This is a genomic window from Staphylococcus sp. HMSC069D12, assembly GCF_001810405.1.
Lineage (GTDB): Bacteria > Bacillota > Bacilli > Staphylococcales > Staphylococcaceae > Staphylococcus > Staphylococcus haemolyticus.
Map to the genome: position 1 here is coordinate 25,116 of NZ_KV801101.1, position 13,918 is coordinate 39,033.

15 protein-coding genes are annotated in these 13,918 nt (G+C 32.8%); 10 read left to right on the forward strand and 5 right to left on the reverse strand.

The features are described from left to right. The first annotated feature begins 551 nt into the window (after positions 1–551). From mvk to HMPREF2737_RS03890, 4 genes are all read left to right on the forward strand, one after another. Positions 552–1,475, forward strand: coding sequence for a mevalonate kinase (gene mvk / locus HMPREF2737_RS03875; RefSeq protein ID WP_037552447.1), 924 nt, complete (start codon positions 552–554; stop codon positions 1,473–1,475). 4 nt (positions 1,476–1,479) lie between these two features. Continuing rightward, a complete protein-coding gene (gene mvaD / locus HMPREF2737_RS03880; RefSeq protein ID WP_037537382.1) occupies positions 1,480–2,463 on the forward strand; it encodes a diphosphomevalonate decarboxylase in 984 nt (327 codons plus the stop codon). A 12-nt stretch (positions 2,464–2,475) separates the two neighbouring features. Beyond that, positions 2,476–3,552, forward strand: a complete 1,077-nt coding sequence (locus HMPREF2737_RS03885) for a phosphomevalonate kinase (RefSeq protein WP_037537383.1) — start codon at positions 2,476–2,478, stop codon at positions 3,550–3,552. Positions 3,553–3,759: 207 nt separating this feature from the next. Then, a complete protein-coding gene (locus HMPREF2737_RS03890) occupies positions 3,760–4,101 on the forward strand; it encodes a YuzB family protein (RefSeq protein WP_011276654.1) in 342 nt (113 codons plus the stop codon). A 129-nt stretch (positions 4,102–4,230) separates the two neighbouring features. Here the strand turns inward: HMPREF2737_RS03890 and HMPREF2737_RS03895 are convergent, their stop codons facing one another. The 3 genes from HMPREF2737_RS03895 to hypR all read right to left on the reverse strand — a co-directional run bounded on the left by HMPREF2737_RS03895 (position 4,231) and on the right by hypR (position 6,416). Then, a complete protein-coding gene (locus tag HMPREF2737_RS03895; RefSeq protein ID WP_037537384.1) occupies positions 4,231–4,434 on the reverse strand; it encodes a cold-shock protein in 204 nt (67 codons plus the stop codon). Between the two features lie 232 nt (positions 4,435–4,666). Beyond that, on the reverse strand, positions 4,667–5,989 hold the full coding sequence (merA, locus tag HMPREF2737_RS03900; RefSeq protein WP_037552450.1) for a hypothiocyanous acid reductase MerA: 1,323 nt from the start codon (positions 5,987–5,989) through the stop codon (positions 4,667–4,669). Further along, positions 5,976–6,416, reverse strand: a complete 441-nt coding sequence (gene hypR / locus HMPREF2737_RS03905) for a redox-sensitive transcriptional regulator HypR (protein ID WP_037537387.1) — start codon at positions 6,414–6,416, stop codon at positions 5,976–5,978. Before hypR ends, merA begins: the two co-directional genes overlap by 14 nt. A 129-nt stretch (positions 6,417–6,545) precedes the next feature. Here hypR and HMPREF2737_RS03910 point away from each other — a divergent pair, with 129 nt between their 5' ends. The 5 genes from HMPREF2737_RS03910 (at position 6,546) to HMPREF2737_RS03930 (ending at position 10,767) form a co-directional block, all read left to right on the forward strand. Next, entirely contained in the window at positions 6,546–7,481 is a 936-nt protein-coding gene (locus HMPREF2737_RS03910) for an aldo/keto reductase (protein WP_033079587.1), read from the forward strand. A 244-nt stretch (positions 7,482–7,725) separates the two neighbouring features. Further along, positions 7,726–8,262, forward strand: a complete 537-nt coding sequence (locus tag HMPREF2737_RS03915; protein ID WP_037537391.1) for a flavodoxin family protein — start codon at positions 7,726–7,728, stop codon at positions 8,260–8,262. A gap of 115 nt (positions 8,263–8,377) precedes the next feature. Further along, positions 8,378–8,854 carry a GNAT family N-acetyltransferase gene (locus HMPREF2737_RS03920; RefSeq protein WP_037552452.1) on the forward strand — a complete coding sequence of 159 codons (477 nt, stop codon included), beginning with the start codon at positions 8,378–8,380 and terminating at the stop codon, positions 8,852–8,854. 19 nt (positions 8,855–8,873) lie between these two features. Beyond that, complete coding sequence (locus HMPREF2737_RS03925; protein WP_176714879.1) at positions 8,874–10,190, forward strand: HD domain-containing protein; 1,317 nt, start codon at positions 8,874–8,876, stop codon at positions 10,188–10,190. 40 nt (positions 10,191–10,230) lie between these two features. Then, entirely contained in the window at positions 10,231–10,767 is a 537-nt protein-coding gene (locus HMPREF2737_RS03930; RefSeq protein ID WP_162491963.1) for a YwhD family protein, read from the forward strand. Between the two features lie 573 nt (positions 10,768–11,340). On the opposite strand, the gene HMPREF2737_RS03935 is transcribed toward HMPREF2737_RS03930, so the two are convergent. Both HMPREF2737_RS03935 and HMPREF2737_RS03940 read right to left on the reverse strand, forming a co-directional pair. Next, positions 11,341–11,754: a universal stress protein gene (locus tag HMPREF2737_RS03935; RefSeq protein WP_002447403.1), complete on the reverse strand. Its 414-nt coding sequence runs from the start codon at positions 11,752–11,754 to the stop codon at positions 11,341–11,343. A gap of 12 nt (positions 11,755–11,766) precedes the next feature. Continuing rightward, positions 11,767–13,218, reverse strand: a complete 1,452-nt coding sequence (locus tag HMPREF2737_RS03940) for a SulP family inorganic anion transporter (protein ID WP_002447402.1) — start codon at positions 13,216–13,218, stop codon at positions 11,767–11,769. A 114-nt stretch (positions 13,219–13,332) separates the two neighbouring features. Here HMPREF2737_RS03940 and HMPREF2737_RS03945 point away from each other — a divergent pair, with 114 nt between their 5' ends. Beyond that, entirely contained in the window at positions 13,333–13,875 is a 543-nt protein-coding gene (locus HMPREF2737_RS03945) for a recombinase family protein (protein WP_002447401.1), read from the forward strand. Positions 13,876–13,918 lie beyond the last annotated feature (43 nt).

Here is a 13,918-nt window from a genome sequence, read left to right on the forward strand (position 1 = left end):
AGCTAAGCAAGCTGGGGTTACAACGAAATAAATTCTGAGAAAATATTATTTCTGTTCTACTCCCTTTTCATTTGAAATAATGTAAATTTTGGTGGAATTATATATCAAATTTATTATAAATTGCTATATTCCTATTACTTTTTATAGTAATATGGTTTAGGTGGATTAATATCAAAACGATGTAGATTGTGTATCATTTTAATATATTGATGGTGGAAATTAATCAAGAACTAAGGCCATCTTAATTAAAAGACTAACATGGCAGTATGTTAGGGATTTTAATTTTAGGGTATAAATATTTTTGAGTTTTAAAGTTAAATTAACTGAGTCTATCTTTTATTCAAGTCGAAAAAGGTTGCAAAAAATGTGGATAGACTATGACATGCAATTATAAAGTTAATTTGCGTACACACTACGATAAAAGGTCAGTAATTTAAATAGAAATTGACATAGGCATTTATAGAGTTGGAAGATTTAGGATATATGCATGATAAGTATATCCACTGACCTCGAAAATAATTTTTCAGAAAGAATATTAAAGGTGAGATATCATGGTACAACGTGGCTATGGGGAGTCTAACGGCAAAATAATATTAATCGGGGAGCATGCGGTAACGTTTGGTGAACCTGCAATTGCGATTCCATTTACTTCAGGAAAAGTAAAAGTCTTAATCGAAAGTTTGGAAAAAGGTAATTACTCAGCGATACAAAGTGATGTCTATGATGGACCACTTTATGATGCGCCAGAACATTTGAAATCTTTAATTGGACATTTCGTAGAGAATAAAAAGGTAGAAGAGCCATTATTAATTAAAATTCAAGCAAATTTACCACCATCTAGAGGTTTAGGATCAAGTGCAGCCGTTGCTGTCGCTTTCATAAGAGCAAGCTATGATTATTTAGGTTTACCACTAACTGATAAAGAATTATTAGAAAATGCAGACTGGGCAGAACGTATAGCTCACGGTAAACCAAGCGGTATAGATACTAAGACTATCGTTACGAATCAACCTGTTTGGTATCAAAAGGGCGAAGTTGAAATATTAAAGACCTTAGATTTAGATGGTTATATGGTAGTTATAGATACAGGTGTTAAAGGTTCTACTAAACAAGCAGTCGAAGATGTGCATCAATTGTGTGATAATGATAAGAATTATATGCAAGTTGTTGAACATATCGGTTCTTTAGTGTATTCAGCAAGTGAAGCGATTGAGCATCATAGTTTTGATCAATTAGCTACAATCTTTAATCAATGTCAAGATGACTTGAGAACATTAACTGTGAGTCATGACAAAATAGAAATGTTTCTTCGCTTAGGAGATGAGAATGGTTCAGTTGCTGGCAAACTAACAGGTGGCGGCCGTGGTGGTAGTATGCTTATCTTAGCTAAAGAATTGCAAACAGCTAAGAATATTGTCGCTGCAGTTGAAAAAGCTGGCGCACAACATACATGGATTGAGAAGTTAGGAGGATAAACCATTGAAAAAGAGTGGTAAAGCACGCGCACATACGAATATTGCACTGATTAAATATTGGGGTAAAGCTGATGAGGCATTAATCATACCAATGAATAACAGTTTGTCAGTTACACTAGACCGTTTTTACACTGAAACACGTGTAACATTTGATGAAACATTAACAGAAGATCAGTTAATTCTTAACGGGGAAGCTGTAAACGCTAAGGAAAGCGCTAAGATTCAACGTTATATGGAAATGATTCGTAAAGAAGCTGGGATTTCAGAACATGCGCTTATTGAAAGTGAGAATTTTGTTCCAACAGCTGCAGGATTAGCTTCGTCAGCAAGTGCATATGCTGCATTAGCTGGTGCGTGTAATGAAGCTCTACAATTAGGTTTGTCTGATAAAGATCTTTCACGTTTAGCGCGTCGTGGGTCTGGTTCAGCATCTCGTAGTATTTATGGTGGATTTGCTGAATGGGAAAAGGGACATGACGATGAATCTTCGTTTGCACACCGTATTGAAGCGGATGGCTGGGAAAATGAACTTGCTATGGTTTTTGTTGTTATCAATAACAAATCTAAAAAGGTATCCAGTCGTTCAGGTATGTCACTTACACGTGATACGTCACGTTTTTATCAATATTGGTTAGATAACGTTGAACCAGATTTGAAAGAGACTAAAGAAGCCATTGCTCAAAAAGATTTCAAGCGTATGGGTGAAGTTATTGAAGCTAATGGTTTACGCATGCATGCAACTAATTTGGGAGCACAACCTCCATTTACATATTTAGTACCAGAAAGTTATGATGCTATGCGCATCGTTCATGAATGTAGAGAAGCGGGGTTACCTTGCTACTTTACAATGGACGCGGGTCCTAACGTTAAAGTATTGATTGAAAAGAAAAATCAACAAGCTATAGTAAATAAATTCTTACAAGAATTTGATCAATCACAAATCATCACAAGTGACATTACCCAATCAGGAGTCGAAATAATTAAGTAAGGAAGAGATATAATGATTCAGGTGAAAGCACCAGGAAAGCTTTATGTAGCAGGTGAATATGCAGTGACTGAGCCAGGATATAAGTCTGTCTTAATTGCGGTCGATCGATTTGTTACAGCTTCAATTGAAGCTTCTAATGCAGTAACAGGTACGATTCATTCCAAGACATTACATTATGAACCTGTAACGTTTAATCGCAATGAAGATAAAATTGATATCTCCGATGCTAATGCTGCTAGTCAATTAAAGTATGTTGTAACTGCAATTGAAGTTTTCGAACAATATGTGAGAAGTTGCAACGCTAAATTGAAGCATTTTCATTTAGAAATCGATAGTAATTTAGATGATGCTTCAGGTAATAAATATGGGCTTGGTTCTAGTGCGGCAGTTTTAGTGTCAGTCGTCAAAGCATTAAATGAGTTTTACGATATGCAATTATCTAACCTATATATTTATAAACTTGCAGTCATTTCTAATATGCGATTACAAAGTTTAAGCTCATGCGGTGATATAGCTGTAAGTGTATATAGTGGCTGGCTAGCTTATAGTACTTTCGATCACGATTGGGTCAAACAACAGATGGAAGAATCATCAGTTAATGAAGTATTAGAAAAAAATTGGCCGGGTCTTCATATTGAACCTTTACAGGCCCCAGAAAATATGGAAGTCTTAATCGGTTGGACAGGTTCGCCTGCTTCATCACCTCATTTAGTCAGTGAAGTGAAACGCTTAAAATCAGATCCTTCTTTTTATGGAAGATTCCTTGATCAATCTCATACATGTGTTGAAAATCTTATCTATGCGTTTAAAACAAATAATATTAAGGGTGTTCAGAAAATGATTCGACAAAATCGTATGATTATTCAACAAATGGATAATGAAGCGACAGTCGACATTGAAACTGAAAATTTAAAAATGTTATGTGATATTGGAGAACGTTATGGTGCTGCTGCCAAGACATCAGGTGCTGGCGGTGGCGATTGCGGTATCGCCATTATTGATAATCGCATTGATAAAAATCGTATTTATAATGAATGGGCATCACATGGTATTAAACCGTTGAAATTTAAAATTTATCATGGACAATAATAATATAAACTAATAAATGAGTAGGACTAAATTCAAATGTTGAATCAGTGTCTTGCTCTTTTTTGTTATGGCTGAGAAAGACTTTTAATGATAGGCTTGAATTTTCTTGTAAAAGGAGTAAAATAATTAGAGTTAAATTCATTGATTCGTATTAATATGCTTCAATATTTAGGATAGAAACGACAATATAGAAAGGTAGGTGGCAAGGTGAAAAATAAATTTTTAATATGTGATGAATGTCAGGCGGTAAATATCAAAACTTTGAAAAGAAAATTAGAAAAATTAGATCCAGAAGCAGAAATTGAAATCGGCTGTCAATCTTATTGTGGCCCTGGACGTCGAAAAACGTTTGCCTTCGTCAATAATCGACCACTTGCTGCGCTTACTGAAGACGAATTGTTAGAAAAAGTCACAGCTCAGCTAAAAAAACCAAGAGATCCGGAAGAAGAAGAACGACTAAGAAAGCGTAATGAGGAACGTAAACGCCGTAAAGAAGAACAAGATCGAAAGCTAAAAGAGAAATTAGCTAAACGTAAGGCGATAAAATAGAGGAATCAAGTTATATTATAAACTTAAGCTATGAGTGTATTCTAACCTGAATATTGTCGTAGCTTTTTTATTGTAATAAAAAAGCACTTAGAAGACATTTATCTTCTAAGCGCTTAACTAAGTCTAATCCTATGCCATTACAACAACGTTAGTTGCTTGTTCACCACGTTGACCTTCAGTAATATCGAAGTCAACTTTTTGACCTTCTTCTAAAGTTTTGTAACCTTCACCAGCGATACCGCTGAAGTGTACGAATACGTCACTTCCGTCTTCTCTTTCGATGAAACCAAAACCTTTTTCTGCGTTAAACCATTTTACTGTACCGTTATTCATATAGAATACCTCCATGTGCTTTTGCACGAATATTTGTAACAAATTCATTTATAAAAAAGAGAGTATTCTAGACAAACACACTACATTTAAATTCACGAGCTTTTATTACGTTAGATTAACTATAACTGTTATTTATTAATAAGTAAAGCTTTTTATTTTTAAAAATATTGATAAGTTGAATTTATATCTATTGAAGTACTAGTATGACAGTATTTTAATAAATAAAAAATTTTTAAATATTAAACAAATCATTAAAGGATTCTACTATAGTTGGGTGGGTATAAATAGTATCCCTTAGAACTTGGTAAGGTATATGTTGATCAATTGCTAACTTAATTAAATTAATAATTTCTTCTGATTCTTTACCATAAAGTGTAGCACCTAAAATTAAATCAGTATCTTTATCGATAATAACTTTGAAAATACCGCGAGCGTCATTATTAATCTTATGTCTCGGAATTTGAGCGACAAGTAATGTATTTTCAATATAATTATAGCCTTGAGATTGAGCTTCTTTCGCTGTTAAACCTACTCGAGAAAATGGTGGATCAATAAAGACAGTGTAAGGAATTGTACCACGGTTAAGTGTAGTACGCGATTGGTCACCATATAGTGTAGATTTTAGGATTCTAAAGTCATCCAGAGAGATATACGTGAATTGTAGTCCGCCTTTGACATCTCCAACAGCATAAATATGTTCGACTGAAGTTTGAAGATGCTCATTCACTTTGATTTCACCACGTTCACCAAGTTCAACATCAGTTTGTTCAAGCGCTAAATCAGTATTAGGTATACGACCTGTAGCTATCAATACAGCGTCAGCTGAGAAATTGCCTTTAGAAGTTACAATTGTCGTTTGGTTGTTTTTATTTTTAAATTCTAGCGTTTCTGCATTTGTGACAAAGGTAATCTCTTTGTCCTCTAAATCTTTAATTGCATGTGCAACCACGTCTTGATCTTCACGTGGCATGATATGTTCGCCGTGTTCTATAACTGTGATTTTTGAGCCAAAATTAGCAAACATTGAAGCAAATTCTAGGGCGATATAGCCACCACCGATGATTGCTAAATGCTTAGGTTGATATGAAATATTCAATAAACCTTGTGAATCAAATAAATGTTTAGCACTTTCGATACCCGGGATAGATGGAATATTCGATTTTGCGCCTGTATTAATAACAATGCTATCCGCAGTTAAAGTATGTACAATAGCACCTTCCTCGTCTAGTAGATTAACTTCAGTATTAGATTTGAATTGCGCTTTGTAATTGAATACTTCAATGTTTGTATCATTTGCTAAGTTATTATAGTTTTTCTTATTTAGTGCGCTGACTACGTCTTTTTTTCTTGAAAAGGCAGTGTCAAAATCGATGCTGTCAATCCCATCATGTACGAGTACTTTAGAGGGGATACAGCCGTGGTTTATGCATGTGCCGCCAAAGTTGTCTGAGGATTGTTCTACTAAAGCGACGTGTTGACCTTGTGATGCCACGTACTTGGCAAGTGTTTTTCCTGCTTTACCGAAACCAATAACTAATAAATTAAAATGTGTCATTTGATGTGTCCTCCTGAAGTGTTTCTTTAATTACGTCGTTAATTGTCAAGTTACGATAAAAGTTGAGCGCTAGTGCAGTTTCTTGCTCTTTGTATTTATTCATAGTGATTGCGATATTTCTAGAGATTGTACAATGGCTTTCTTCGCTACCAGTAAAAATACGTTGTGTTGGTAATTTATCTAACACGAAAAGTTGATACAGTGTATCTAAGGTGATGGTTGGAGTGTGCGCATTAGCTCGATAGCCACCACCTTTTCCACGAATTGAATCTATATATTGTTGATTATTAAGTGTAGTGGTAACGCGCCTTAGTTGCACAGGATTAAGACAGGTAAGTTCTGCTAAATCCTGGCTATTGAATTGTTCTTCGGAATGCTTAGTAAGAAAGCTTAGCACGTGTACTGCAATGTTGAATTCTAAATTCATAATATACCGCCTTTAATGTAACTTGATTAGTTACATTAAAATACATTACTCATCAAAAGTCAATATGAATGTCATAATAAAAAATGGGTAAACTATAAGTAGTTATATAGAATAAAGGAGCGATTATAGATGGCAGATTTAGTACAATTAGGTAAATCAGATGTTCACGTATTTCCAATTGCATTAGGCACAAACGCAGTAGGTGGTCACAATTTATACCCAAATTTAGATGAAGAACAGGGTAAAGATGTTGTACGTAAAGCAATTGACAACGGTATTACGTTACTAGATACAGCTTATATATATGGACCTGAACGTTCTGAAGAATTAGTTGGCCAAGTAGTTCAAGAGTATCCTCGTGAACAAGTTCAAATTGCAACGAAAGGTTCACATGTTATTAAAGAAAATGATGAAGTCGTACAAAATAATGATCCAGATTATTTAAAACAGCAAGTTGAGAATAGCTTGAAACGCCTTCAAGTAGATTATATTGATTTATACTACATTCATTTTCCTGATGAAAATACTCCGAAAGATAAAGCAGTTGCTGCATTAAAAGAACTTAAAGATGAAGGCAAGATTAAAGCAATTGGCGTGTCTAACTTCTCATTAGAACAACTTAAGGAAGCGAATAAAGATGGTTATGTCGATGTAGTGCAATTAGAGTACAACTTATTACATCGAGAAAATGAAGAAGTCATGAAATATGCAGCTGAAAATAATATTACATTTATACCATACTTCCCATTAGCATCAGGCATCTTAGCTGGTAAGTATGAGGAAAATCAAACGTTTGATGATCATCGTGCACCTCGCCGTGATTTCCAACCAGAAGTATTTAATGATAATGTTCGACGAGTGAAACAATTACAAGGCATTGCGGAAGCTCATAACACATCTATTGCTAATGTGGTTCTAGCATTCTACTTAACGCGTCCAGCGTTAGATGTGGTGATTCCTGGTGCGAAACGTGCTGAACAAGTTGTGCAAAATATTGAAGCGGCAAATATTCAATTAACAGATGATGAACTGAACAAAATTGATGAATTATTTCCGATTGAATAAAATAAGTTAAGATAAAATTAAATAAAGTAATTGATGCTCTTACACCGTTTATATGTGTGTAAGAGTTTTTTATAACTGAAATAAATAGTAAATATTCTTTTTTATTTTTAAAAATACACATATATTACGTGAAATAAGGGTACTGTGCAAATATGTAAAATATTAAGTAAGTATGAAGTGTTTATGTTGTTAACAATGAAAAAGGAAATAGTTTTTTAATATAAATTAAAAGAGAGTGATAAAAATGATTACAGTTTTATTTGGAGGAAGCCGTCCAGAGGGGAATACAGCACAACTTACTAAGTTAGCAGTTGAGGGATTAGATTATAAATGGATTGACTTAACCGATTATCAATTCAATCCTGTAAGAGACTTTCGTCACGATAATAGAGATATTACAAGCTATAACGATGATTATAAACAGGTCATTGATCAAGTTTTAGAAAGTGATACGGTCATATTTGCATCACCGGTGTATTGGTATAGTGTTTCTGCATCTTTAAAGGCATTTATCGATCATTGGTCTGAAACTTTAATAGACAACAACTACAAGGACTTTAAAGAAAAAATGGCAAAGAAAGATTTTCGACTTATTTTAGTTGGTGGAGATTGCCCTAAAGTGAAAGCTAAGCCAGGTATTACTCAAATGAAATATACATTAGATTTTATTGGTGCTGAACTTAATGGATATATAATTGGTACCGCTGAACGTCCAGGTGATATTTCGAAAGATACGTTTGCACTAGAAAGAGCTAAAGAATGGAATGAAACATTAGCGTAAGCCTAATTCAAAAGTATATTAAACTACGCCGATAAATATTCTATATTAAGCGATTGTATAAGTACTGTGATATAATTTCATTATTAATTCCATAGTAAAGTCAGGAGAATCAAGTATGTTTAAAGTCAGAGAAGCTACACCAAATGACGTCGTAGCAATTAGAGATGTTGCTACTAAGGCATGGTATAACACATATTTAAATATTTATGCAGCATCAACAATAAATGAGTTATTAGCTGCTTCTTATAATGAGCAACATTTAAAGAAACGTTTAGAAGAACAACTATTTTTAGTAGCCGAAGATAATGATGAAATTATTGGCTTTGCTAATTTCATTTATGGTAAAGAATTGTATTTGTCTGCGCATTATGTACATCCAGAATCTCAACATAAAGGTTATGGTTCTAGTTTACTTAAGAAAGGATTAGAACAATTTGACGGTAAATATGATGCAGTATTTTTAGAAGTTGATAATAAAAATAAAGATGCAATTCAATACTATCAAAATAATGATTTTGAAATCGTACGTTCTTATCAACCAGAAATGTATGGAGAACAAATGGATTTAGCTTTAATGAAGAGAAGTATATAAACGCTATGACTATACTGTAATGAGAGGAAGGATTTATTTGACGCAAACACCTTATGTTGAACAGAAATTAGCTGAAGAGAAGGTATTCAAAGACCCTATTCATAAATATATTCACGTCAAAGATCAACTTATTTGGGATCTTATTAAGACAAAAGAGTTTCAACGTTTACGTCGTATTAAGCAACTAGGCACATTATATCTTTCTTTTCATACTGCAGAGCATAGTCGTTTTGGCCATTCTTTAGGTGTATATGAAATCGTGCGACGCATGATTGACGAATCATTTGTGGGACGAGACGCTTGGAACAATGAAGATAGACCATTGGCATTATGTGCAGCATTATTACATGATTTAGGTCATGGTCCATTTTCACATAGTTTTGAAAAGATATTCAATACAGACCATGAAGCCTTTACGCAAGCAATTATTACTGGACCTACTGAAGTTAATGAAGTTTTAAGTCGCGTATCGAGTACTTTTCCTAAAGAAGTTGCAGAAGTAATTAACAAAACGCATCAAAATAAACTTGTAATTTCTATGATTTCATCGCAAATTGATGCTGATCGAATGGACTATTTACAAAGAGATGCTTATTTTACGGGCGTCTCTTATGGCACATTTGATATGGAACGTATTTTACGTTTAATGAGACCATCTAAAGATGAAGTTCTTATTAAAGAGAGTGGAATGCATGCCGTTGAGAACTTTATAATGAGTCGCTATCAAATGTATTGGCAAATATACTTTCATCCTGTTAGTAGAGGCGGAGAAGTATTGTTAAATAATTGTTTGAAACGTGTTAAACAATTGTACAATGAGGGGTACCATTTTAAGATGTACCCAGAAGATTTTGTTCCTTTTTTTGAAGAGAAGGTTACAATTGAGCAATACGTTGATTTAGATGAAGTCGTCGTACTTTATTATTTGAAGAAATGGATACAAGAAGATGATGCAATTCTCAGTGATTTAGCACGTCGTTTTATAAATAGAGACTTATTTAAATATATTCCATTTGATGGTTCAATTATTACTATTACTGAGCTACAAGAGTTGTTCATAGAAGGTAATATTGATCCGAACTATTATTTTGTTAGTGAGGCTTTCTCTGATTTACCATATGATTATGATCGACTTGGTTCTAATAGACAACCAATACATTTATTAAGACGTAATGGTAGTATTAGAGAAATTAGTAGTCAATCACTCGTTATTTCAAGTATTACAGGTATTAATCGTGAAGATTATAAATTATACTATCCTAAAGAAATGATTCTTAATATTGAGAATCCACAAACTAAGGGTTCTATTATTAATCTACTTAATGAATTGAATTAAGCCATTGAAACTTTAATATATAACGCATAATATAGAGATTATGAATTCAAGTTTTTCGGAGGTGTCATGTGTGTCTGAGAACAAAGGTTTTAAATTTAATATTATCAAGAATGACCCGCTTGATGGGCATAAAGGGACGAATATTGGCTCAATTAGTTTAGATAATATTGCACCAGTATTTATAGATGTTGCGAATAAAGAGGCGTTTATAGATATAGGTGGTATGCATGCACGTGCTCAAGTTGAAAAAGGTGTTAAATGGATAAATGACAAATCGGAAGTTGAAGGCGAAGAAGCTAAAGAATATTGGCTTTGCTGGGTGACTACTGAACGTAGTGAGAGTGGCCCATATTATGCTGGTGTTACTGCATGTTATTTATTAGTTAACAAAAGTATACGACGTGGTTATAAAAGTATGCCTGAACATGTTAATATGATGGATAAATCTATGAAACATAAAATTATCATTGACAACATTGGTGAGGAAAATAAAAAAGTTTTAGCAGACTTTTTAAAATCTCATAATGAAGAGATGTGGAATAATTCTAGTGAGGAATTATTCAAAGCTTTTGAATAATATAAACAGTATTAGGAGTAGGACACTACGCTTAAAACAGCCAGTAAGTGCATTTGTATAAATAAACTTACTGGCTTATTTAATTTCAATAGTATTAAAATCTTTTGTTCCAATCAAATCTGGCTATGAATACTCAGTAATTATTTTAAAGGTTCACCAATATGATATTCACTATCTATCATGCTCATTACGATTCTGTTGCAAAGTTAAAATTATATGCACATCTATACAAAACTATAAAAGCAAATATTGTTTTAACAGTAAAGAGTTTTGTTAGTATTAATTATTTTTCTTTTTTCAGTATAAATATTACATGATTTTTAACTTTGCAACAGAACCCTGTTATTTTATGCCATAACTTCTGATAATCAGTAATTATGTGAACAAAAATAAATATCTTAAAATGTTATTTGAAATTATGATTACGTTAAAGTTTATATACTGAAATAATTAACAATACACATTACTGTGTATTGTTTTTTTATATTGTAAAATAGACTTTATTAAATTACTAAGGTACCCTTAGTCGTCTCAAAATAAAACTCAATCCTTTTATGGATTGAGTTAGACAGACTATTTTACAATGATAACGGGAATTTTTGAACGTTTAGCCACTTTGTGACTGACGCTACCCAATACCATTTCTTGTAAACTATTTAGACCACGAGACCCTAAAACAATTGCTTGATATTTACCACTATTAGCAACTGAAACCACTGTTTCTGCAGGAAGACCATGTGCAATTTTTACTTCATAATTTACATTATGTTCTACAAATAGTTCAGTTATACTGGATAATTTGTCTTCTCTTTCATTTGTTAAACTATGTCCTTGTTTACCATGTAAAACATCTGTTTTCGATTCTTCAACATTTACAACTGTAATTAAAGTAACTATAGTATTTTCATCTATAAAGTTCAAAACTTCCTGTGCTGAACGTAAACTATTTTCTGACCCATCGGCTGCTAATAAAATTGATTTATACATAAACAACACTCCTTAGTTTAAATGATTTTCATTTAGTTTGCTTAATTCTGAGACTATTTTACGACTATCTGAATTTAGTTTTTCTACATGAACAATGTTATTTTTTTCTTCGAACTTCCTTACCATTGTATCAATAGCATCTACTGCTGAATCATCCCATAAATGAGCATTATTAAAGTTTAATTCTATAATACTATTTTCAATATTAAAGCTAATTTGATCCATCATAGAGTCAATAGAAACAAAAAAGATTTGACCTTTAAAAGATAAACGGTTAGTTTTACCAAACTTCTCAGATGTTACTTCTACTTTTGATATTTTAGTAGCAAAGAATAAAGCACTGAAAATAACACCTACGACCACGCCGAGAGCTAAGTTATGTGTCATCAGTACAATTATCACTGTAAGTATCATAACAACTGCATCTGTTTTTGGTGCTTTTTGAATATATTTAAAAGAATTCCAATCAAATGTACCAATCGAAACCATAACCATAATACCTGCTAAAATTGGCATTGGAATTTGAACAACAAGTCCTCCAAGAACAATAATCATGAATATTAAGACAACACCAGCAGAAAAAGTAGATAATCTACTGTTTGCACCTGATTTGACATTGATTACAGATTGTCCAATCATGGCACAACCTCCCATACCACCGAATAATCCTGTAATCATATTAGCAATGCCTTGGCCACGAGATTCTCTGTTTTTACTACTATAAGTGTCTGTTGCATCATCTACAATTTTAGCAGTAAGTAAACTTTCTACTAGACCTACAATAGCCATAGATAGCGAGTATGGAAAAATGATTTGAAGTGTTTCTAAATTAAAGGGAACATTAGGAATTAAAAAGTGCGGTAAAGCTTGCTTAATATTTCCTAAATCACCAACAGTTCTCACGTCAGAACCTGTATACATATAAAGAGCAGTCAATACGATGATAGCTATTAATGGTGCAGGTATTGCTTTGAAAAATTTAGGGATTATATATACAATGAGTAATGTTACAATTACATATATATAAGTTGAGATTGAAATACCGAAGATATGTTCTATTTGGGACATGAAAATCATAATACCTAATGCATTTACAAAACCTATCATGACGGAATGAGGTATAAATTTCATTAAACGCCCCACTTTGAGAAGGCCTAAAACTAATTGAATTACTCCCATTAATATCGTGGCAGCTAAAAGATATTCTACACCATAATCTTTCACAAGTGGTGTAACTAATAAGGCAACAGCCCCTGTTGCACCTGATATCATTGCAGGTCTACCACCAACAATAGCAGTAACAACAGCGATGATAAATGAAGCATACAAACCAACCATTGGATCTACGCCAGCAATAATTGAAAATGCGATAGCTTCAGGGATTAAAGCTAAGGCAACCACGATACCGGCAAGTATATTTTTACCTGGCTGGTTAAACCATTCATGTTTTAATTTTTCAACCATAACTTACTCTCCTTTTTATTTAATTATATTGTAAAGTATAACAGAAAAGTTTCATATGTGTACCCTTTAATGAAACTTTCCTGTTATACTTTAGCTATAGGGTGGTGCAAGTAAATGAAATACGGTTATATCAGACCTGTTACAATAAACGATGATTTAAACGAACAAAAAAAGAAAATAGAAACCTATACAAAAAAAATAGTTGAGGAAAGTCATGCTAATAATAAAAAAAGAAATGAATTAGACCTTCTTTTAAAAAAGAAGTTGGTCTCGGGGGATGCAGTATATATTACAGATTTATGTATACTTGCAGATTCTACGAAACAATTAGTAGATATATTAGATTATCTTTCACAGAAGGATATATCTTTATATGTAATTAATTTAAACCGATATATTTATAAAAATATTCAAGGAGAATTTTTAGAAATACTACATGATATTACAGACTTTCAAAGTGATGTTGTTAAATTTAGGACACGCGTTGGATTAGAAAATTATACAAAAGAAGGAAAAAAGTTAGGCAGACCCAAACGAGATGATAAAAATCTTAGAGATGCTATAGAAATGTATATGAGCAAAAATTACACTCTAGATGAAATAAAAGAAAAAACAAACATAAGTAGAGCAACTTTATATCGTCATCTAGATAAATAAGAGATAGTAGGTTCTGTTGCAAAGTTGAATTTATAGTATAATT

Bases quoted from the DNA above. Each gene is read 5' to 3' on its own strand.
- HMPREF2737_RS03925 (WP_176714879.1), top strand. From the start codon at position 8,874: ATGAGAGGAAGGATTTATTTGACGCAAACACCTTATGTTGAACAGAAA.
- HMPREF2737_RS03885 (WP_037537383.1), top strand. From the start codon at position 2,476: ATGATTCAGGTGAAAGCACCAGGAAAGCTTTATGTAGCAGGTGAATAT.
- hypR (WP_037537387.1), bottom strand. From the start codon at position 6,416: ATGAATTTAGAATTCAACATTGCAGTACACGTGCTAAGCTTTCTTACT.
- HMPREF2737_RS03895 (WP_037537384.1), bottom strand. From the start codon at position 4,434: ATGAATAACGGTACAGTAAAATGGTTTAACGCAGAAAAAGGTTTTGGT.
- HMPREF2737_RS03945 (WP_002447401.1), top strand. From the start codon at position 13,333: ATGAAATACGGTTATATCAGACCTGTTACAATAAACGATGATTTAAAC.
- HMPREF2737_RS03920 (WP_037552452.1), top strand. From the start codon at position 8,378: ATGTTTAAAGTCAGAGAAGCTACACCAAATGACGTCGTAGCAATTAGA.
- HMPREF2737_RS03910 (WP_033079587.1), top strand. From the start codon at position 6,546: ATGGCAGATTTAGTACAATTAGGTAAATCAGATGTTCACGTATTTCCA.
- merA (WP_037552450.1), bottom strand. From the start codon at position 5,989: ATGACACATTTTAATTTATTAGTTATTGGTTTCGGTAAAGCAGGAAAA.
- HMPREF2737_RS03935 (WP_002447403.1), bottom strand. From the start codon at position 11,754: ATGTATAAATCAATTTTATTAGCAGCCGATGGGTCAGAAAATAGTTTA.
- HMPREF2737_RS03940 (WP_002447402.1), bottom strand. From the start codon at position 13,218: ATGGTTGAAAAATTAAAACATGAATGGTTTAACCAGCCAGGTAAAAAT.
- HMPREF2737_RS03915 (WP_037537391.1), top strand. From the start codon at position 7,726: ATGATTACAGTTTTATTTGGAGGAAGCCGTCCAGAGGGGAATACAGCA.
- HMPREF2737_RS03930 (WP_162491963.1), top strand. From the start codon at position 10,231: ATGAATTCAAGTTTTTCGGAGGTGTCATGTGTGTCTGAGAACAAAGGT.
- mvk (WP_037552447.1), top strand. From the start codon at position 552: ATGGTACAACGTGGCTATGGGGAGTCTAACGGCAAAATAATATTAATC.